Raw genomic sequence first — 21,641 nt, 5'->3', positions numbered from 1 at the left:
TCACCAACAAAGGAAATTTTACAAACGATCGTTAAATCCACATTAATATTAGGTATATGGATAGTGGGTAATAGTTTTGTATTGTTTAATTAGTGATTTAGATTTGGGTAAAGGAATGGTTTTTCTTGTCCTAACACTAATTAGATATGAGTAAATTTCTATTGGTGAGTATGCTACTGGTATGCTCATTCTTGACTACTGCCTGGGCGCAAGAGCGAAGAGTAACGGGCAAGGTTACGTCGGCGGAAGAAGGATCTCCCTTACCGGGCGTTTCAGTAATTGTCAAAGGATCAAAAAGAGGCACTATAACGGATGGCGCTGGTATCTATAGCCTCTCTGTACCAAGCGAGAAAGGAACTACGCTGGTATTTAGCTTTGTCGGAACCGTTAATCAGGAAATCGTACTTGGTAACGAATCCACGCTAGATGTGAGCCTGGCTTCTGACTCCAAGTTACTTACCGAAGTCGTTGTAACAGGGAGTGGTGTTGCTACCAGTAAGGCCAAATTGGGAATTGCCGTCGAAAGTGTTTCGGGCAAAGATTTACCGCAAACACCAACCGCATCCATCGACCAGGCGCTGATCGGTAAAATTCCAGGCGCGCAGATTTCGTCGGTCAGTGGTAACCCCGGCGACCCGGTGAACATCTTACTGCGTGGCATCAACTCCGTTCAGGGCGGAACCAAACCGCTGATCATGGTTGATGGTGTTCAGGTAGCCGCTACCGATATCAACTCGCTGGACTTGAGTAACGTAGAGCGGATCGAGATTGCGCAGGGTGCTGCTTCGGCCTCTATCTACGGTGCTCAGGGGGCAAACGGTGTTATTCAGGTGTTTACCAAGAAAGGAAAAAAAGGGCGTATAGCGGTTAACGTATCGACCAGCTATGCTACGAATGAATTTTTGAACGTCGGCAATGTACGCAAAGCCGACATGCACCCTTACTTGACCGACGCAAATAATAACCTTGTTGATGCTTCGGGCAAAATACTGTCGATCAATGATGTCGGTTCACTGATGGGAATATCGTACCAGTACGGTGGAGCAACGCGGTACGCTATTCAGGATATTCGGAACAATGCCAACAAGCCGTACGATGCGAACTTGAAATACTATGATCACTTCAAGCAGGTATTTCAAACGGGAACAACGGTCAATAACAGCGTCAACATTTCGGGGGCCTCGGAGAAAAGCGACTTCAACATTGCCGTGGCTAACAATCACAACGTTACGCCTATCCTGAAAAACGGCTACATCGACCGGAGCAACTTATCGGCCAATTTCGGTACCGAGATCTTTAAAGGATTTACGATCCGTTCGACCACGCAACTGGTATACACGAAGAACACGCTGAAGCCAGGGCTAGGCGCTGCCGGTGGTAAATACTATGGTCAGGGAAATTCGTTGGGTAACATTGGATCGGTATACGGATTTTTGAATACGTCGCCGTTCTTTGACCTGACTGCCAAGCTGCCCGATGGTTCGTATCCACGCCACCAGCAGGGGGATAGCTATCTGAGTGTCAACGCGAGCAACCCGTATTACAACCTGCAATACACAGATGGTCTGGATAATAAAGTAGATGTTATTCAGAACTTTGACGCCAATTACAAGATCAATAAGTTCGTTGAACTTAACGCCAAATACGGCATTAACTACCGTAACGAGAACGCCCGTTGGACGTACTACAACCAGTCGCAAAACGCAAACTCCAATTTTTACAATAGTTATTCGTCCAACTTTGCATCAGACAACAAGGGCGAGATCGCGAACTGGCAGTACAACACCACGTTCCAGAACTTCCTGGGGACAGCATTCATTCGGACGAATTTCCAGGATGACTTTCACATCAATGTACCCATCGAAACCAGCACGCAAGTGTCTTTCGATTACCGCAAAAATCGGTACACCGAATACGATACGTACGGGTTGGGTTTAGGTCTGGCACCACCTTACAACATCTCGTCTACATCAAAACAGGCGGTATCATTCGATTATGTAAAACCGTTTGTCACCTACGGTTATCTGGTCAACCAGAAAGTTGATTTCGGCGATTACGGTGGCGTTACGGCTGGTTTCCGGAGCGACTGGTCGTCAACGTTTGGTGGCGGATCGACACCGTTTACTTTTCCGCATTTTGACGGACATATTGCGCCCTTATCTTTCTTTAAAAATAGCCGTTTGGCGAACACCCTATCGTACTTCAAACTGCGGGCTGCTTACGGAGAGGCCGGTATCCAGCCGGGCGCTTTTGACCGCTACCCAGTGCTCGATCAGCAGAACTTGGGTTCCGGTCTCGTTTATTCGATTCAAACCACCAGCAACAACCCAAACTTACAGGTTGAGGTATCGAAAGAACTTGAAGTTGGTACAGACTTTACCGTTAGCAGCCATTCAGGACGTACCTGGCTCAGTTCTCTTTCGGGATCGTTTACGTACTGGAAGCGCAAAAGCGAAAACGTGATTTACACGGTTAGCGTACCACCATCGACCGGTGCAACGGGACAGCTGACCAATGCTATCGGCATGTCCTCGAATGGGGTTCAGTTTCAGTTGTCGCTGCCCGTTTACAGTTCCCAAAATCTGAAGTGGGACTTCACGACCAATTTCGGCCATCAGCTTTCTAAAATTGATGCTATTGCCGGTGGAGCCGACATTATTCTGTCAACGGCTGCTGGTAGTACCGCGCTGGTTTTGACGCCCGGTCAACCCATTGGACAGATCTATGGCTACAAGGCCCTGACCAGTATGGACTACGTCAATCAGGAAGGTGTCCGGTACATTCCTGCTGCCAACGAAGGAAACTACACGATGGTTGACGGTCGCGTTGTGCGGAAATCGGATTACCAGATCATGTTCACGAACCAGACCTACGCTCTGGGTAACCCGAACCCGAAGTTCAATGCTTCGTTTATCAACGGATTTACGTTTAAAAACTTCCTGACGTTCAACTTCCAGGTTGACTGGGTATATGGTGCCCACCTGTACAACCAGACCAAAGAATGGATGTACCGCGACGGTATTCACGGCGATTTTGCGAAGCCAGTAACCATTGACGGCAAAACGGGCGCTTTTTCGGCGTATTGGTCCAGTGCGTATTATGCGCTATGGGGCAGCACACGCGGGGCTGGTAACAATGCGACGAAGGATTTCTTCTACGAAGATGCTTCCTTCGCCCGGTTAAGAAACGTCTCGCTGGCTTTCGATCTGGCCAAAGTGGTGAAACTTCCGTACATCAACAGAGCCCAACTGGTATTTACCGGACGGAACCTCTACACCCTCACGAAGTACACCGGGTATGATCCTGAAATCAGTTCAGGTGCTTCGAACTCGTCGTTCGACCGGGGAGTGGACCACAGTACCCTGCCTAATACGAAGTCCTATCAGATTGGTTTGAATCTTGGGTTCTAATCATTAATCACCATTGACAATGAAGCTTAATTCCTATAAATTTCTTTATACCGCTTGTTTAACGGCACTTTTGTTGGGCGCTGTTTCCTGCAAAGAACAACTGGATGTTGGCAACCCGAACGCGCCAACGTACGACGCTAACGTCAATACCGAAACGGGCCTGATCAATCTTGCCCAAGGTGCTGTCTATATCAATGGATTTGGTAATGCCATTACAAGCTCGGGCTCTACGGTTGACGCCTGGTTGGGTGATAGCTATTTTTCTCTGCCTTGGGGCTATAGTGCGCTGATGGCTGACATGGTAGGCGCGGACGCGTCGAATAACCAGGTCACAACCATCGGGCAGCCGGATTACATCATTCTTGACGACGGAACGAAAGTAACGAATCCTGCCCCGCAAGTCGGTATTATCCGGTCGTACAACAGCCGGGCAGCCACCGGAGCCGGTAACAACCCACTTTACTACCAGTGGACTAATATGTATTCGCTCAATAACGGCTGTAATCAGGTTTTGAAGCTGATTGACGGCATCAAATTTTCGGGTGATGCTGCTTCACGGGCCAATACCATCAAAGCCTGGTGTTACTGGTGGAAAGGGTACGCTTATGCCTCCATCGGGTCGATGTACTACTCCGGATTGATCAACGATAATGCCGCTACGACCAACGGAAGCTACGTACTCCACGATGCCATTATCAACCAGTCAAACACAAACTTTAACCTGGCCGCTACCACGCTGAGCGCCATTACGAGTACGACGGATTATCAGGCCGTTCTGGGCGCATTGATTCCGTCGACAAGTCAGGTAGGGCGCGGGGGCGTACTTACCGTTGATATGTGGAAACGCAACATCAATACCATGCTGGCTCGTAACATTCTGGTTAACAAACTGGCTCCTTTCGTGAATGGCAATCCCAATGCTACCATCAGCAAGTCGTCGACAACGGCGATGACAACTGCCGACTGGAATAGTGTGCTGACGTTAGTTACAAACGGCATTCAGCAGTCGGATTTGATTTTTACGGGTCGCAGTGCCGCAAACAATTCCTTTATTTCGCCAGGCGGAGGAACTGTCTCGTCGCTGGCTGTTGGAACAAATACGAGCACTACGTTCCGCATCAGTGAACGATTTATCCAGAATTTCAACGCAGGTGACAAGCGGCTCAGCAGCAATTTCAGCATGGCCACTACGTACAAAAATAACTACATCTACACCACGCGCTATAGCCTGCTTGATGCGAGTACAGTACCCGCTGGTGTGTATGGATACGGAAGCCGGAGCGCTGGCGTTTCTGAACTGGTGATTGCGGGTAGCTATGAAGAAAATGCGTTGATGCTGGCTGAAGCTAATATCCGACTTGGTAATGTGGAAGCAGGGTTAGCGTTTGTGGATGCCGAAAGAACCTACCAGGGTGCGGGCGTTGCGGCCGTTGCCGGAACGGGACTTACGCAGGCAAAAGCGCTTACCGAACTGACGAAGGAAAGACGAGTAGCCTTGTTTAGCAGAGGGTTATCGTACTACGACAGCAGACGGTGGGGATGGACGTATGACATCAGCACTGGAGGTGGAAGCTATGGTAACACCGTTGTTACGACGGCGGGTACTGTCAACAAAAACGTTACCATTAATTACAATTTCATGGACTATTGGGATGTGCCTGCTGACGAAGCGGTGCTGAATCCATCGACATCCGGCGTAGCTACGCAGAACCCCAATTACTAGAACGGTTCTAGGCCACGGTAATCAATAAGTGAATTTGATAGAGCGGCTTTTCCTAATGGAAAAGCCGCTTTGCGTTAAAAAAGTGTGTCGATTAGCTGATTCGTAACAAAGTAGGACCAGATGATGCTATCAAATAAGTGTTATTCATTTGTGCTGACAGCTTTAATGGAAGTAAACACCTAGTTTACCTGTATTTTTATACGACGTAATGTTTTTTTTCGTTTAATCCGGTAGCGTCCTTTGGTATTTTCAGTACATTGTTTTGCGGTCGGGAAAGCTACAACCTAAAAGATTTTGCTTGGATTATAATCTATACATGAGGAACTATTACGGTATTATTTTTTGCGGAGTCTTGGTGGCTATGCTGCCAGTGCGGCTATGGGCGCAGGGCCAGCGTATAACGGGTAGAGTGACATCGGCGCAGGATGGCCAGCAACTACCGGGCGTTAATATTCAGGTTAAGGGTACTACTACCGGTGCCAGTACCGACGCCAACGGAAGCTACAGCATTGCGGTTCCTAATGGAAATGCGGTTCTGGTACTCACCTCAATCGGTTTGATAACCCAGGAAGTGACAGTCGGCAATCGCACGGTCATCAACGTGCAGATGCAGGAAGCACTCAATGAACTGGCGCAGGTCGTTGTGACGGGGTATAACACCACCCAGCGGAAAGACATTACCGGTTCCATCGCTTCCATCTCATCCGAAAAATTCAAAGACATTCCCGTTGCCAGTTTGGATCAGGCTCTTCAAGGGCAGGCCGCTGGCGTATTGGTTACGCAATCGTCGGGTACGCCGGGTGGCGGGCTAACCGTGCGTATACGTGGTAATACGTCCATATCGGCTTCCAACCGTCCGCTATTCATCATTGACGGTATACAGATTCAAAGTGGCGCGTTGACATCAACAGATGGTTATGGCGGGCAGGGCGATAATGCGTTAGCCTTACTGAATCCCAACGACATTGAATCGATTCAGGTGCTAAAAGATGCGTCGGCGAAAGCTATTTATGGCTCACGGGCTGCCAATGGAGTTGTTTTAATTACAACGAAACGTGGTAAAGCCAATCAGAAAACAACGATTGTTGCCGATGTTCAGCGGGGCATAACCGACATCGTTAAGCGGCCACAGATGCTGAACTCATCACAATTATTGAATCTCCAGCGGGAGGCTGTTGTCAATGCTGGTCAGGACCCGGACAAGCTGGGCTTGATCAAAGGTGTTACGGACGGTATCAATACAAACTGGCTGGATAGGGTCCTGCGAAAAGGCGTTTATCAGCAGTACCAACTATCAGCCCAGGGTGGTAACGAGCGAACCCGCTTTTATATAAGTGGCAATTACCGGGACGAAGAAGGGGTATTGATCAACAACCGATTCAACCGACTCTCCGGAACCATGACGGTTGATCATAACGCGACGCCGAAACTTTCGTTTGGGTCTAATATTACCGTATCAAGAGCGCTTAATAAACGTGTGGCAGGCGACAATTTTTTGGATGGCGTTTATTCAGGTGCTTTGCATAGCCTACCTTATTATTCGCCTTACAATGATCAAGGACAACTGACTGTTCCCGGCGATCCAGACTACCCTGGCTTTCCCAACTTCAATCCGGTTGCAGAAGCGTTGCAGCCTCGCCAGAATGTGCTGACCACAAAAATGTTAGGTGGTGTTTATGGCGAATACAAATTCTTGGATAATCTAAGCTTTAAATCAAGAGCTAGTATCGATTACAACAGCATTATCGAGGATATATATTTTCCTACGTCAACAGCTACCGGTGGTTTTACGACTAGTCTGGGCCAGCAGGGTTACGGCGAGTACAACACAAACTTAGTCGCTAACTTCACAAGTACTAACACATTCAATTACAATACAATAATCAATGCCAAGCACCGCTTAAACGCGCTTGCTGGTGTGGAAATTCTCAAGCGCACGAATCGGGCAGGGCAGGTGACGGGACAGTACTTCCCAAGCAATGATTTTACGTACATAACGTCAGCGGGAGTAGTTAATCGAGGTAGCTCATCGTTAGTGTACAATGGATTGTTTTCTGGATTTGCCGAAGTGAGATACGACTATAAAGAGAAGTATCTTCTGCAAGCAACAGGGCGTTACGATGGTTCATCGCGATTCGGCCCAAATCGTCAGTTCGGTTTGTTTCCGTCAGGTTCCGTTGCCTGGCGATTGTCTGAGGAAGATTTTATGTCAAAGTTTGACTTCCTCAGCGATTTAAAAATACGCGCTAGTTACGGACTTACCGGAAACGAACAGATCGGTGACTTTCTGTTTTTAGGGACTTGGGATGTTGCCACCTATAGCGGATCGTCGGGGTTGGGACCTGCGCGGTTACCAAACCCCAACTTACAATGGGAGCGCACACGCGAAGCAAATATTGGCCTGGATGCGTCTTTCTTTAATGGACGTTTAAGCGTGACATTTGACGCTTACAACAACATAACGGATAAACTTCTGTTCCGTCAGCCAATTCCATTAACGTCGGGTTTCGGAGTAGTGCAAGGCAACATCGGTAAGATCAATAACCGAGGTATGGAATTAACGATTAGTACAGTTAATATCGATAAGCAGGGCCTTCGTTGGAGTACGGACGTTAACCTGTCGCTCAACCGCAATAAGGTGGTCGAGCTAGCTACTGACGAGCCTATTTACGCCGGTTACCAAGCGAGTGGCGTTACAGGTACAAACGCGGTGTTGCCCGGTCAACCGCTGGGAACATTCTGGGGACTGAAATTTTTGGGTGTCGATCCTGCTACGGGCAATGCTATTTATGACGACAAAAATGGTGATGGACGTATCACCCCGGATGATGGTCAGGTGATTGGTAATGCACAGGCTAAATTATTTGGCGGCTTGACAAACCGGCTTTCGTACAAAGGCTTTGAATTAAACGTTTTCTTCCAGGGCTCGTTCGGTAATCGTATTTTGAATTTAACGAAGCAAACGACGGTCAATTCAGGATCGTCACTTGGGTTTAACCAAAGCGTAGATGCACTGAAACGATGGCAGAAAGAAGGAGATATAACCAGCGTGCCGCGCTATGTGTATGAAAACACGTACAACAACTACCTGAGCAGCCGATTTATTGAAGACGGTTCTTACCTGCGCCTGAAAAATATAACACTAGGTTATAACTTACCTAAGACGTTGGTTAATCGAATTAAAGTAGCCAACGTGCGGGTGTACGCTTCAGCGACAAACCTGTGTACGTTGACAAATTACTCGGGTCCAGATCCTGAAGTGAGCACACTAGATGGATCAACGACGGCGCAGGGCATTGATTTCAATACCTTACCACAAGTGAAAAATATTGCGGCTGGGTTGTCTGTAACGTTCTAATTATCCTGTCCTATAAAAGGAGACTATTTTAGCCACAATGAAGTCTTACTGCACGTTATTAATACTGTCATTATTGCTGCTTACTTCCTGCAAAGAAGTGTTAGAGCCGACACCCTACGATATCCGGATCGATGATCTGGCCTTGACGCGTGCTGCCGATGTGCCTTTGGTTCGGATTGGCTTGTACAGCGCCTTTCGGTCCATGACGTCGTCAATAGTGATCGCGGGTGATTTTACCGCCGACAACATCAAACACAACGGTACATTTGCATCCTATCAGGAGTTTGGTACGAAACAGATTACCTCGACCAACACCGATGTGTCCGACTATTGGGGACGAATTTACCGCACCGTTTACGTCGCTAACTTTATCCTGGAACGGCTGCCTGCCGTAACCGGTGTAACGGAAGCCAACCGCAAGCAGCTAACGGCGGAAGCTCGCTTTCTGCGCGGCTTCGCCAATTTTATGGGTACCTACACCTACGGCGATATTCCACTGCCTACGACTACCGACCAAAGTACAAACCGGAACATTGGCCGAACGGCGAGAGCTACTGTTCTGGCGTCGGTGCTGGCTGATTACCAGGCTGCGCTGGCGGACCTGCCGGATGATTCCTCAACGGGAGCGGCCTATTTGTCGAAACGAGTCGTTCAGGCAGCTCTGGCGCGTTTTTATTTGTACCAGAAGAATTGGGCCGAAGCGGAACGGTATGCTACGCTGGTTATCAACTCCGGTAAGTTTTCGTTAGTACCCGATTATAACACGGTCGTTATCCAAAACTTCACGAGCGAGTCCATTTTCGAAGTGGGTTATACGCAGAATGATGATCCGGCTACATTAAATACCTTATTTGTCAGTCGTCGGGAGGTGATCCCGTCCGATCAGCTGGTGGCGGTTTTAAACTCGGCGGAGTCGGGAGCGCGGGTAGCCACGATTACTTTTAATGTCCAACAACAGCAGGGGAATGACAATGGCTGGACCGTTCGGAAATATGGAATAGCGATTGAAAACAATGCTAATATCGTTGTCTTTCGGCTGGCTGAGATGTACCTGATCCGGGCCGAAGCGCGTGCTCAACAAGGCAACCAGATAGGGGCTAACGGGGCTGTTGCTGACTTGACAATACTCCGTAATCGGGCTAAAGCAAGTGCCATTACCGTTACAAACCAGGCCGATGTTCTGCTCGCCATTGAACGGGAACGCCAGTATGAGCTGGCATTTGAAGGGCACCGCTGGTATGACCTGGTTCGGACGGGCCGGGCGCAGGCGGTTATGGCTGCTTTTTCGCCCAACTGGAACAGCCGCTACGAGTTATGGCCGATTCCCCAGTCAGAAATCTTACGTAACCCAGGGTTGCAGGGTGCCCAAAATCCTGGCTATTAATTAAGGCGCGAGTCAGAACTATGAGAACAAATACGTTACGTGTTTTACTAAGTGTAGGGTTGCTTTTTATCATAGGCGTGTTTGCCTGCGAAACCACGGATGTTGACCGGACCTTCGAAGGGCCGTATTTTGTCCGCTTTACGGATTCAACGCTGACCTACAAAGAAAGCTACAGCCAGCCAATCCCGATTCGCGTGCACAACGTAGGGCCGGTATCGAATCAACCCATTACCATCAACTATGCCGTTAGTGGAACCGCCCGCGAAGGAAAAGACTACAGCATTGTCGGTACAAAAGGGAAAGTCGTTATTCCGGCAAACAAAAGCTTTGGCGAAATCTCGTTACAACTGATCAACAACGCCAATAATATTCTGGAATCGCAGTCGCTGACGTTTACGCTGACGAGCGTTGAACCGAGTTCGCTGAAAGTTGGGTTTGGACCCACCGGTGCGTTAGGTAAAACGTTGTCGCTCACGATTCAGGACGACTGTCTCTTCGGCGGAACATACACCGGAAGTGGCGTGGTCAGTGGCAGAACCGTGTCTGTACCCAACATAAGCATAACCAGTGCTGACTGCAAACAGTACACATTGAGCAACTGGAACATTGGCCTGACCCAATTCGTGGTTATTGGCAACAGCACCCTGTTCGGATTCAATGCGGAGAAGCCGACGCTGGTCTTTACCGACAACGGCGATAACTCGTTGACGGTACCAGCGCAAACGAACGGTTCGCTTGGTACGAACGGGTCACTCAGCGGAACCGGGGCCTGGAACCCGCGTAACCGTCAAATCACACTGAATCTTCAGGCTAAAGTTCAGATTGCCATGATTCGTGACACAACAACAACATACCGGGACACAACCTTGCGTTTTACGCAGACATACACACCCCAGTAACCTAACAAGCTGCTACTAGTATGCGACAACTTATCCGTTTATTGCTGATTCCTGGCGTCGTTGGATGGCTGCTGGGCGGATGCTCCGAAAAAATTGAGCCAAAACCGACTACCTATAGTCAGCTATTGACCGGTACCCAGAAAAAAAGCTGGCGAATGGTATCCGTACAAATTTTTGATGAAGGGAAAGGGTCAGGAGTGATACCCGTTCAAAATGCTGTTGATCCCTGTGTAGCTGACGACGTATTGACTTTCTACGCTGATGCGGAGCGTAAGCTGGAGGCTAGTCAGGGAGCAAATATTTGCTATCCGAGCGAACCAGATATTTATGTGACGGACACTTGGTCACTGGTCAATGCGAATGCCACGTTAGAGTTTTATATACCTGTCCTGAATGGTGTTTATCCCTGGACAATCAAAACGTTGACCGATAGGGTGCTCACGGTAGAATACTATTTCGGCGACATTGATGCCAGCTACCGGTTCACGTTTAATCCTGTTACTACTCAATAGACGTATGTTCCGATTTTTACTTTGTCTATTAATTGCAGCTGGTTTTAGTCAGGCCATCCAGGCGCAGGCTCCGCTTAGCCCGCCCGAAAAGTGCGCGACGATGTTCATGGACAGTAGCTTACGGGCTAAGTATCCGCAACTGGGTACGCTGAACGATTTTGAACGACAGCTACAGCTCAAAATGATTGACATCAAAAAGCGGATGGCATCCAGTCGGCAAACGACAACGGTGATTACTATTCCGATTATTGTTCACGTGGTCCACAATGGCGAAGCGGTTGGCGTTGGTCGGAATATCAGTGCGGCTCAGGTACAATCGCAACTGATAACCCTCAACGAAGATTACCGCCGTAAACCCGGCACCCGTGGGTTCAACGAAAATCCGGTTGGGGCGGACATCGAAATCGAATTCTGTCTCGCTACGATTGACCGGCAAGGAAATACGATGGCCGAGCCGGGTATCGACCGCTACAATGGAAACCGGGCCAACTGGACAATCAACGACATTGATGGGGTTTTAAAACCAAGTACCTATTGGGACCCGGACAAATACTACAACGTTTGGGTTGTTGACATTAATGACCCAACCGTAAACGGGCAATTGTTGGGCTACGCCCAGTTTCCGAGTCAATCCAACTTGCCGGGGATTCCAGCCAACGGTCCGGCCAGTACCGACGGAGTAGCGATCTATTACCGCGCTTTCGGAAATGCGGAGAAAGGCACATTCCCGGTGCTTCAGGCCCCTTACAATCTGGGACGGACGCTGACGCACGAAACGGGGCACTGGCTCGGTCTGCGGCACATTTGGGGGGATGCAAACTGTGGTGATGACTTTTGTGCGGATACGCCCCCACAAGCATCGGCCAGTAGCGGCTGTCCCGTAGGTCGGATCAGTTGTGGATCGACGAATATGGTGCAAAATTACATGGACTATTCCAATGACGCCTGTACCAACATCTTTACGCAGAACCAAAAAGCCCGGATTCGGGCCGTTATGGAGATCAGTCCACGCCGGAATACACTATTAAGTTCCAACGTTTGTGGTACGCTGGTGGCCTCCCGACCGGTATCGAATTTTCAGGCTAATACCCGACGCGTATTGCTGGGTGGACAAGTGCGCTTCACGGATATCTCAAGCGGATTTCCAACTAAGTGGGAATGGACGTTTGAAGGCGGCACACCGTCTACCTCGACGGAACAGAATCCCGTGGTGACCTACAATCAGCCGGGTAAATTCACCGTAACACTGGTTACATCGAACGCGCTTGGCCAGTCGGACCCATTGGTCCGTACCCAGTATATTGAAGTGCTGAATCAGGGTCTTTGTGCCGACGTTACCAACTTCAGCGGAACGCGTACGGTCATACCGGAGCCGGGCGGCAGAGGCTATCTGGCGGGGCAGAACAGCAAGCGAACGCAAGCCGTTTCTGAATATTTTGACAACTCACTCAGTTACAGCAATCTGTCAGGCGCCAGTTTGCGGTTTGGCGTAGCAAAAGCGGCTCAGGGAGCGGCTACCGAATCGGTCGTGACCGTAACGGTCTGGAACGGACGGGGCTTCCAGGGCGGGCCGGGCGCTATCCTTGGTCAGAAAGACGTGCCACTGCGGGTCATCCTGGACGATGTGACGAACAACCGGCCAACGACGGTAACCTTCGACCGGAACGTACCGCTCTTTGGCTTGCCGTATCACATCGGCGTCACCTTGCCCTACGCGGCTGGCGACACGGTTGCGCTGGTTACGTCTAAAAATGGCGAATCGCTGTTTGCCACGGCCTGGCGACAAAACCAACGAGGTGACTGGCTCCGCTATGCCGATAGCCTGGGCATAAACGTTGCCCATGATGTAGCAGGGCGCATTGGTATGAAACCGTCCGTACAGGTGGCTGCGTCTTCGCTGTTTATCAATCCGGGCGAAGTCGTTACGCTCAACGCCAGCGGAGCGAGTATCTTTAGCTGGTCGGGTACAGGACTTAGCTCGGCACTGGGTGCGCAGGTAATTGCGCAGCCGACCCGAACAACATCGTATACCGTGTCAGGTTCGGGAGTGGATTTGTGTACGGCGCAGGCCACCATTCAGGTCTATGTGCGATCGGGTACGGTCACAGCCAATAATCCGCAGGTTGAACCGGCACTCACCGTAACGCCTAACCCCAGTGAAGGGCAGATGGTGGTATCGTTCAGTAGCCCGTTAAAAGGCGCGTTAACGCTCGCTGTCCGAAACGTCAACGGTGTTGAAGTCGTCAGGCAGTCCTACCAGAAAACGGGTGATACGTTCGAGCAGCAACTCAACCTGCATTCGGCAGCTGGCGGCATTTATTTTGTCGAGATACGAATCGGCGAGCAGGTTTTCCGAAAAAGGGTGGTGAAGAATTAACTTTGTTACTAACCAAAGGCTCAGATTTAAGTCTGAGCCTTTTTAGTGCTAGTCCGGTTTCGATCAAAACAAAGCAGTCTGCGCTATTTTGATCGAAACCGGACCTGTTATACACAGAACCGGAAATTAATAACTTATCCTGTTAATTTGCGGTTTAACTTAATAATACCCGTAACCTTCTAAACATGGACAATTCCGTTGCTGATCAGCCTAACACATACCCACCTGAAGAAGATCTTCTACTTCGCTCCTACGATCAGCTACAAACGGCACTTAGTATTGGGTTGATTGCCACTTGGTTCTGGGATATCAACACTGATAAGGTTTACGGCGATGCAAATTTGTTTCATCTGTTTGGGGTACCTGAGAACCCCGGAGATAAAGGGCTACCGCTAAAGGTATTCACCAATAACATTCACGACGATGACCGGGCTCGGGTAAGTCACCTGATCGAAGAGGCCATGCGCAATCATCATGGTTACGAAGCCGAATACCGCATCCTTGTTGACGATCAGACCATAAAATGGGTTCTTGCCCGTGGACGGTTAACGTATAATGCCGATGATCAGCCTCGCTCATTCTCGGGTGTGCTGGTGGACGTCACGGATCGAAAAAACGCCGAAATCCATTCTCAGGAGGTTGAAGAACGACTACGGTTGGCCATCGAATCCGCCAAACTGGGAACCTGGGATCTCAATCTATTGACAGGTAAACTGATCTGGTCGGATCGAACAAAGCGCCTGTTTGGTTTGCCGCCAACGGCAGACGTTGATTACGCCGTTTTTTTAGCCGGGATTCACCCTGAGGATCGGGACCGAACGGACCAGACTGTTCAGGAGTGTTTTGAACCAGGTAGTAGTGGACGCTATGATATTGAATACCGTACGATAGGCCTTGAAGACGGAAAACTACGCTGGATTCGGGCGAACGGACAGACCGTTTTCGACGCGCAGGGAAGTGCTATCCGATTTATCGGCACCGTGATCGATATAACATCCAGTAAGCGTACCGAAGAAATACTGCAACGACGTGTTGCCGAACAAACGCAGGATCTGGAACGGCAAACGCATCAGCTACGAACCATTCTGGACGCTTCGCTGAATAGCATTATTGCCATGACGGCGATTCGGGACGAAACCGAAACCATCGTGGATTTTGTAATGGATACGGCAAATGAGGCTGTTATTAAAAGCAACTTCATGACACCCGATCAGATCGTTGGCCGAACGCTGCTGACCGTGTTTCCCGGCAATAAGGACAACGGCTTCTTTGATTTATACGTGCGCGTTGTCCAAACCGGACGGCCCGAAGAAAGCGTTCAGTATTACCGCGACGAATTTGGTCTGGAAGGGTGGTTTGAGGTTTCGGCTGTAAAGCAGGGTGAAGACAGTGTAATCGTTACCTACAACAACATCACCGATCGTAAAAAAGTCGAGATGGCGGCCCAGCAACACGCAGCCGAATTGAAAGAAGCAAACGCTGAACTTAAACGCTCCAACGAAAATTTGCAGCAGTTTGCCCAGATTGCTTCGCACGATTTGCAGGAACCGCTCCGGCGTATTCAGGCGTTCAGTGATATGCTGCAAAGTCAGTTTGCCGATAGCTTGTCTGAGGGTGAAACCGATCTGATTCGTCGAATACAGAAATCCGCCCGTCGCATGCAGATGCTGATCAAGGATTTGTTGATGTACTCGCAACTGACGACCCAGCGCGAACCCTTTGCACCCGTATCGCTAACCGACGTGCTAACTGATGTGCTAAGTGACCTGGAGATGACGGTAGCGGAAAAGAAGGCGACTATCAATGCGGTACCGTTGCCAACCGTTCTGGGCGCTCCACCGCGATTACGACAGCTTTTCCAGAACCTGATTGCCAACGCGCTTAAATTTACGCAGACCGGACAATTGCCTGTATTGACCATACGCTTCCGATTAGCGATGGCCGACGAACTACCCGCTTTGTTGCATGATCAGCGGCAGCTACCTTTCTGGCTGATTTCGGTCGCTGACAACGGGATTGGCTTCGAAGAAAAATATAAAGACCGCATATTCACTCCCTTTCAACGGTTGCACGACCAAACCACGTTTTCAGGTACGGGCATCGGACTGGCAATTTGCCAGCGCGTAGTCGAGAGTCACGGTGGGGCTATCGATGCCATTAGCCAACCTGGAAAGGGGGCAACGTTCAACGTGTTCTTACCGGTTTATGGGGAACTAGCCTAGTCAGAAACGGCCTGCTTCAATTAACTTCCGGTCTGTTGAAAAATGGACTGGTAATCAACAAATGCCTGCTTGGCTGCGGCTATTACTTCATCGGCATGATCTGTGCCTTGGTGGAGTAGAAACGCGCCGAAGTTGCGCCAGTTTCGGCCGGTTGCCGGTCCGTATCCCTGATAAAAACGCGCCTGATCCAGCAGAGGCTTTATTGCCTGGTTCTGATGCAGAAGTTTCCAGATTACAGTACCGCCCAGCATCGATCCCTCACCAACATAAGCGGCTCCTAAAAGCGCAACCGGCGACCAGGTCGTAAAGAAGTCTGTCGTCAGTTGAGGAAGGAGGATATTCAAATCGGTCAGATCTGCGGCTAGCCACGGCGTTTTCTGACGTGTTTGTGGTTCGTATTCAGCAAAAAAGTCTGGATGACGATCGATAGCGGATTCCAGCGCCCGATGAAACACAAAATGCGTTTGTAACAGATGGGTATATTCAGAAACCGACAGCGTGCCGTCCTGAAGCGCTTGGGTATAAAAAAGTTGTTCGGTTTGCTCGTGCAGTGGACGAGTTTCCTGGCGTAATCGTTCGGGTAACGAAGTCATTTATTGTCAATTCGGGTATTGCTTTCGAGCCAGAAATCATATACGTGGCCAAGTAGGGCGCCCGTAGCTTGGTACGTGCCGGGCTTTACTACATAGGCATTGATACCAGCTTCGTACGCTGTCTGAATATCCTGAGGGTTGTCGGATGTGCTGAATGCAACGATCGGCAGAAAGCGCGTCCGGTCGATCTGGCGCGCCCGTTGTATGACTTCAAAGCCACTCAAACCCATCAAGTTAAGGTCCAGCAAGAGTAATTTGGGTAAGGGAGTTAGCTGCTTGGTGTATTGTCCCTGCCCCGCCAGATAATCGATAGCGTCGGAACCGCTGGAGAAAATCGAGTAGGTAATTGGCCTACGCAGTTTCTCCATCAGGCGGCTGAAAATATCCGCATCATTGGCATCATCTTCAATATATAGAACGTCTATCATAACTCAAGTAGTGGGTACTGTCGGGAAAGAAACGTAGAAAACCGTACCTCGGTCGGGTTCACTATGGAACCAGATCTTGCCCTGGTGACGATTTATTATTCGTTTTACAATGGCCAACCCAACGCCGGAGCCTTCAAAAGACTTTGCGTTTTCAAGGCGTTTAAACAGGTCGAACATTTTTCCCGCCTGTTTCATATCGAAGCCAATCCCGTTATCTTCAACAGTGTAAATGACTTCTTCGTCAGATTGTTTACCGTTTACTGTAATAATTGCTTCGGGCGTTAAGCGGGTGTATTTGGCCGCGTTGCTGAGCAGGTTTGTAAACAGCTGAAGCGCCATCGTCGGATCGGCAATTACGGGGGGGGTATCACCAATGTTGATCGCTAACGACCGTCCTTTGGTGGTTACCATGATTTCTTCCCGTATACCATCCAGGAGTTCACGCATATCAACCGGCTGTGTGTTCAGTTCTGTACGGCTCATGCGGGAATAGTACAGAATATGCCGGATAAGCGACCGCATCCGCTCGGTCGAGTCGATAATTTTCTGAAATAGAGCCCGTGCATCGGGGTTAAGATCCTGGCCGTATTCTTCAAGCAGAATTTCCGAATAACACCGAATGGAAGACAACGGTGTGCGCAGATCGTGCGAGACGGTATAGCTAAACGCATCCAGCTCGTCGTAGGCAATCTGCAACCGTTGGTTCAGGATGCGTATTTCGTTTGCCTGCTTGTTAATGATCTGCAAAACATCCTCGCGCAGTTTGACAACCGTCGATACTTCGGCTTCCGACCAAATGTCCGATGTGTTCCGGACGATCTGCGTCCAGGCTTCAAAGCTTTTTCGTGGGCTCAGACGCTGTTGGCCGCGCTCATCGATGGTTACAGGTTTATTCGGATTGCCAGCCCATGTCACCTGCTGAATACGCTCGGGTTTGAACCAGAACACGTACTCATTCAATTCTTTTGAGAGAATAATTCCCAGCAAGCCTGAACCAACATCGCGGAAGTCTTCGGCGGGTGGGTAGAGTTGCGGCAACTGATTCGTTTCCAGGAACGTTTCGACATCACTTAATTTAACCCAATCGGCTAATGAACGGATGCTTGCTTCGTTGGGGGCGTTGCCGAGTCGATAAACGTTATTATTGAACACAAGCGCGGCACCGGTGGCTTTTGTCAGATCCAGGATGGTAGTAGGCCGCTTTGTGAGAGCCTGGACAATGTTGTCATCGAGCAGTAACTGTTCGTGTAAGAGCTGACCATGCTCCCGATAACGCAGTAGATTGCTCTTATCTTCTTCATCCTTCCGAAATTCGAGCGCCGTTGATAATAACTGACTAACGAATTTGGCCGCCTGCCGGGCTGGGTAGTTGACAAAGCGTGGCGTATTGTTATGGCAGGCAATCAACCCCCATAACTCACCCCGGTAAAGCAACGAAATACTCATCGACGCCTGCACGCCCATATTGTTCAGATACTCAATATGAACAGGCGATACGGCTCTGAGCACAGAATGAGTAAGGTCGAGCGGTTGATCAGCTGGCCAGTCGGGTTGCGACAGAATACGGGAGGGCGTACTGGTTGTATCGGCAATCATCCGTACTAGATTGACTTTGTACAACTCACGAGCCTGCCGGGGTATGTCAGAAGCTGGATAGTGCAGGCCAAGGTAAGGGTCCAGATCGTCCTCTTTCGCTTCGGCAACGACATGCCCATGCCAGTCGGATTCAAAGCGATACACCATTACCCGGTCGTAACCAATGATTTTTTTGACGCGCTGTGCTGTATTGTGCAACAGGTCAGCGAGTGTTCGGCTGGACTGTACTTCGGTTAGCGCCTGGGCGACCAATTGCTGGTTCGTCAGTATATTGGAGTCACCAGCGGGTTCCCATTCCAGAACAATCAGCCCTTCGTGCTGGTGGACGATCAGGTTCCAGCTTGTTTCATTGAGTGTGAACGCCTGTGGATTTAGCCCTTCCCACGATCCGTTTCGTCGGCCAACGTTTAAAAACTCGATTAGCGCATTGACGGGTAAATTTGTTTCAGCAAGAGCCCGGTCAAGCGGTTTCCCCATCAACTGGTCCGGCGATGAGCCAAGAAGCTCTGCGATGTTATCGCTGGCATGAACGATCGAATAGGTATCAGGCTGAATAGCCAGCAGATAGCCGTAGGATTGAATAGAACCGAGAATATGAATGGGTTCCCGGTCACAGTTCGTCAGGTCAACGTTCGATAGAGTCATTAAACGACAGTACTTTCGCAGATTAACAGATAACCGACACCGCAGATGACGTGCCGGTTTGCAATTTACACACAGATAAAATCTATTTTACAGAAACCGACTGTTAATGCTATTGTTTTGGTAGGGTAGCTATAACTGCATCGATGCCGCACTACGGTTGGATACTGCACTAACGTAAACAGTAGAATTAACTATAAATACGTCTTCCTTTTATTTAACGTCAGTCTTTTATGATGAACGCTTGTAACGTCCGTTTTTTATCCGTCGTTTTTTCCGCAATCGCGCTAACTGTCATCGGTCGGCATGGCTCCGCTCAGGGGTTAGATTCTATAAAAGTAGTTGCGCCAGGAGCTGCGCTTCACCAGGTTTCGAACCAGTTTACGTTTACCGAAGGACCTGCGGTTGATAAACAGGGCGTAATCTATTTTACCGATCAGCCCAACGATAAAATCTGGAAGTACGATACAGAGGGGAAACTATCTGTTTTTATGGATAAGGCCGGGCGTTCCAATGGATTGTACATCGATAAAAAAGGCAATATCATATCCTGCGCTGATGAGAAAAACGAACTGTGGTCAATTAGTCCCGACGGAAAACGAACTGTTTTGCTGGATAACGTCAAAGGCCAGCGCCTGAACGGTCCCAATGATCTATGGCTTGATCCGAAAGGAGGAGTTTACTTTACCGACCCTTACTACCAGCGTGACTACTGGGAGCGCAAAAAGCCGGATATCGACGGGCAGAAGGTATATTATCTGCCCAAGGGGGCCAAAGAAGCCGTGGTGGTTGATGGTGATCTGATGCAGCCAAATGGCATTGTTGGAACGCCGGACGGGAAACACCTATTCGTGGCCGACATTCGCGCCAACAAGACGTACAAGTACCAGATAAAGGCGGATGGGAGCCTGACGGACCGGCAGCTTTTTGTTGCGCAGGGCTCCGACGGCATGACCCTCGACAGTCAGGGAAACGTGTATCTGTCCGGAAAAGGCGTCACGGTTTACGATGCAGCAGGCAAGAAGCTCGGAACGATACCGGTTCCTTCACGCTGGGTCGGCAATCTTTGTTTCGGGGGAAAAGATCGACGGACTTTATTTATTACCGCTACTGAATCGGTCTACACACTTCCGATGCAAGTAAAAGGCATTGAATAAGAAATTCTCACGGTTGGAAGAGCCGATGAGTAACTTGGCAGTTGTCTGACTGGCTGCCTTTTTCGATAACGCTCGTTGATCCATTTACTTCGGCAAAGACGACCGTAGCGTCCTACTGCGACGGGATGTTTACTTTCTATACTATCTGCACGCACAGAACCGAACATTCGGCCAGATAATAGGCTTGTTGAGCGTAAGGCGTTGACAGTTAACGGCTATTGCTTAGTTGATAGGAGCGAGAGGGTGTGTAAAACCTTGTCGATAGGAGACAATAAAAATCAGGCTGCCCCATCGGAGTAGCCTGATCCAATTCGCTGTAAGCTTCTTTAGTAGTATATACGTTGATAATTGATTTCTGGATTGCAACCGTCCATTTTTTAATAAATAGCTGATTGTCTCAGCAATCCGTGCGTTCGCCGTCACAGGAAGCAGGTTTGTTTTTCTAGGTATAAATCCAATAATTTAGGGTTAGAAAAAAGGGCTGTATTGTGAGTAAATGGCCCAAAAATGACAGCGTTGCTTGCTAAAAAGCACTATCCAACACCTTATAATTCTAGCAACAGAAAAGAAAGCAGATATCTGCTAAAGCGTAGAAACGTGGCGAATAGGTAGCAATGAGTACAGAGGTAACACTGACCCCGAACGAGTTAATTCAGCATCTTGGCCAGCCGGTGTTGATTGAGTCAGTCGGGCACGCCAAACATGGGCAAATCGGTATTCTTAGGTATGTCCGCGACCGAATCGAAGGAAATGCGATGACCCCAACGGCAGGTGTGTCTTTTCAGGGCGAGCCGTTTGTCCGAACGATTCCTCCGCCATGTGTTCGTTTAATTCTGCGGCCACTGGTAGATTTGACAGAATTCGAGGCTAGACAGTGTTTCCGTTCCGGGTTTCCTTACTGGGATCAGCGCGAGGAGGTACGCCTGGTTCGGGGCGAAGCGCAGATCGAACTGATTTCAGGACCTATCAAACTTCTTATTACCGCAGACGGCGCGGTTTCTTCCGAGCGCTGGATTGATGGCCTGGCCAGCCCGGCACGCGTCAATATCGTTGCTTTACTGCGTTATTTAGATAGCCTATGCATTGATACGTACGGCTATATTGAACGAGGTGTCGCCGTTCCTCCCACCACTTAACCGTGTGTTTGCCTGACAGCGATTTATAAAAACGCCGGTCCAAAGCAGACCGGCATTTATTGTTTTCTTAACCTATGAGATATTTCTTATGAGCCGCAAAGGTAGTGCGAACGGCCCAAGCCATATGTTAAAAGACGTTAACATAAAAACGCCGGTCCCAGAAAGACCGGCGTTTTTTATCCTCTTTTCCAAAAAACCTTCTTA

At 49.3% G+C, this 21,641-nt stretch carries 13 protein-coding genes; 10 read left to right on the top strand and 3 right to left on the bottom strand.

The genetic code is table 11. The features are described from left to right. Nucleotides 1-146: 146 nt before the first annotated feature. The 8 genes from M0L20_RS04495 (at nucleotide 147) to M0L20_RS04460 (ending at nucleotide 15,885) form a co-directional block, all read left to right on the top strand. Entirely contained in the window at nucleotides 147-3,410 is a 3,264-nt protein-coding gene (locus M0L20_RS04495) for a SusC/RagA family TonB-linked outer membrane protein (RefSeq protein WP_232559664.1), read from the top strand. Nucleotides 3,411-3,429: 19 nt separating this feature from the next. Next, nucleotides 3,430-5,133: a RagB/SusD family nutrient uptake outer membrane protein gene (locus M0L20_RS04490; protein WP_248475896.1), complete on the top strand. Its 1,704-nt coding sequence runs from the start codon at nucleotides 3,430-3,432 to the stop codon at nucleotides 5,131-5,133. A 316-nt stretch (nucleotides 5,134-5,449) separates the two neighbouring features. Next, nucleotides 5,450-8,491, top strand: coding sequence for a SusC/RagA family TonB-linked outer membrane protein (locus tag M0L20_RS04485; protein WP_248475895.1), 3,042 nt, complete (start codon nucleotides 5,450-5,452; stop codon nucleotides 8,489-8,491). A gap of 37 nt (nucleotides 8,492-8,528) precedes the next feature. Beyond that, a complete protein-coding gene (locus M0L20_RS04480) occupies nucleotides 8,529-9,875 on the top strand; it encodes a RagB/SusD family nutrient uptake outer membrane protein (RefSeq protein WP_248475894.1) in 1,347 nt (448 codons plus the stop codon). Between the two features lie 20 nt (nucleotides 9,876-9,895). Continuing rightward, entirely contained in the window at nucleotides 9,896-10,774 is an 879-nt protein-coding gene (locus M0L20_RS04475) for a hypothetical protein (protein ID WP_248475893.1), read from the top strand. A gap of 20 nt (nucleotides 10,775-10,794) precedes the next feature. Then, on the top strand, nucleotides 10,795-11,286 hold the full coding sequence (locus M0L20_RS04470; protein WP_232559659.1) for a hypothetical protein: 492 nt from the start codon (nucleotides 10,795-10,797) through the stop codon (nucleotides 11,284-11,286). Nucleotides 11,287-11,290: 4 nt separating this feature from the next. After that, the gene (locus M0L20_RS04465) at nucleotides 11,291-13,663 is read left to right on the top strand and encodes a M43 family zinc metalloprotease (protein ID WP_248475892.1); all 2,373 of its coding nucleotides are present in this window, start codon (nucleotides 11,291-11,293) and stop codon (nucleotides 13,661-13,663) included. Nucleotides 13,664-13,848: 185 nt separating this feature from the next. Then, nucleotides 13,849-15,885: a PAS domain-containing sensor histidine kinase gene (locus M0L20_RS04460; RefSeq protein ID WP_248475891.1), complete on the top strand. Its 2,037-nt coding sequence runs from the start codon at nucleotides 13,849-13,851 to the stop codon at nucleotides 15,883-15,885. A gap of 20 nt (nucleotides 15,886-15,905) precedes the next feature. Here M0L20_RS04460 and M0L20_RS04455 read toward each other — a convergent pair whose 3' ends face one another. From M0L20_RS04455 to M0L20_RS04445, 3 genes are read right to left on the bottom strand one after another with little or no spacing between them, the layout of a single operon-like run. After that, entirely contained in the window at nucleotides 15,906-16,478 is a 573-nt protein-coding gene (locus tag M0L20_RS04455; protein ID WP_248475890.1) for a biliverdin-producing heme oxygenase, read from the bottom strand. Beyond that, nucleotides 16,475-16,906 (bottom strand): response regulator, encoded by a 432-nt coding sequence (locus tag M0L20_RS04450; protein WP_232559655.1) that lies wholly within the window; start codon nucleotides 16,904-16,906, stop codon nucleotides 16,475-16,477. The genes M0L20_RS04455 and M0L20_RS04450 overlap by 4 nt, the downstream gene beginning before the upstream one ends. A 3-nt stretch (nucleotides 16,907-16,909) precedes the next feature. Next, on the bottom strand, nucleotides 16,910-19,147 hold the full coding sequence (locus tag M0L20_RS04445) for an ATP-binding protein (protein WP_248475889.1): 2,238 nt from the start codon (nucleotides 19,145-19,147) through the stop codon (nucleotides 16,910-16,912). A gap of 230 nt (nucleotides 19,148-19,377) precedes the next feature. Here M0L20_RS04445 and M0L20_RS04440 point away from each other — a divergent pair, with 230 nt between their 5' ends. Then, nucleotides 19,378-20,301 (top strand): SMP-30/gluconolactonase/LRE family protein, encoded by a 924-nt coding sequence (locus M0L20_RS04440; protein ID WP_248475888.1) that lies wholly within the window; start codon nucleotides 19,378-19,380, stop codon nucleotides 20,299-20,301. Nucleotides 20,302-20,915: 614 nt separating this feature from the next. Next, on the top strand, nucleotides 20,916-21,437 hold the full coding sequence (locus M0L20_RS04435; protein ID WP_232559652.1) for a hypothetical protein: 522 nt from the start codon (nucleotides 20,916-20,918) through the stop codon (nucleotides 21,435-21,437). Nucleotides 21,438-21,641 lie beyond the last annotated feature (204 nt).

Origin of the sequence: Spirosoma liriopis, from assembly GCF_023196085.1 — a bacterium.
GTDB classification, from domain to species: Bacteria; Bacteroidota; Bacteroidia; order Cytophagales; family Spirosomataceae; genus Spirosoma; species Spirosoma oryzicola.
This window is presented reverse-complemented; position numbering and strand designations above follow the sequence as displayed.

Coding starts and splice junctions, on each gene's coding strand:
- M0L20_RS04465 (WP_248475892.1), top strand. CDS start 11,291: ATGTTCCGATTTTTACTTTGTCTATTAATTGCAGCTGGTTTTAGTCAG.
- M0L20_RS04460 (WP_248475891.1), top strand. CDS start 13,849: ATGGACAATTCCGTTGCTGATCAGCCTAACACATACCCACCTGAAGAA.
- M0L20_RS04495 (WP_232559664.1), top strand. CDS start 147: ATGAGTAAATTTCTATTGGTGAGTATGCTACTGGTATGCTCATTCTTG.
- M0L20_RS04480 (WP_248475894.1), top strand. CDS start 8,529: ATGAAGTCTTACTGCACGTTATTAATACTGTCATTATTGCTGCTTACT.
- M0L20_RS04490 (WP_248475896.1), top strand. CDS start 3,430: ATGAAGCTTAATTCCTATAAATTTCTTTATACCGCTTGTTTAACGGCA.
- M0L20_RS04485 (WP_248475895.1), top strand. CDS start 5,450: ATGAGGAACTATTACGGTATTATTTTTTGCGGAGTCTTGGTGGCTATG.
- M0L20_RS04445 (WP_248475889.1), bottom strand. CDS start 19,147: ATGACTCTATCGAACGTTGACCTGACGAACTGTGACCGGGAACCCATT.
- M0L20_RS04475 (WP_248475893.1), top strand. CDS start 9,896: ATGAGAACAAATACGTTACGTGTTTTACTAAGTGTAGGGTTGCTTTTT.
- M0L20_RS04435 (WP_232559652.1), top strand. CDS start 20,916: ATGAGTACAGAGGTAACACTGACCCCGAACGAGTTAATTCAGCATCTT.
- M0L20_RS04450 (WP_232559655.1), bottom strand. CDS start 16,906: ATGATAGACGTTCTATATATTGAAGATGATGCCAATGATGCGGATATT.
- M0L20_RS04455 (WP_248475890.1), bottom strand. CDS start 16,478: ATGACTTCGTTACCCGAACGATTACGCCAGGAAACTCGTCCACTGCAC.
- M0L20_RS04470 (WP_232559659.1), top strand. CDS start 10,795: ATGCGACAACTTATCCGTTTATTGCTGATTCCTGGCGTCGTTGGATGG.
- M0L20_RS04440 (WP_248475888.1), top strand. CDS start 19,378: ATGATGAACGCTTGTAACGTCCGTTTTTTATCCGTCGTTTTTTCCGCA.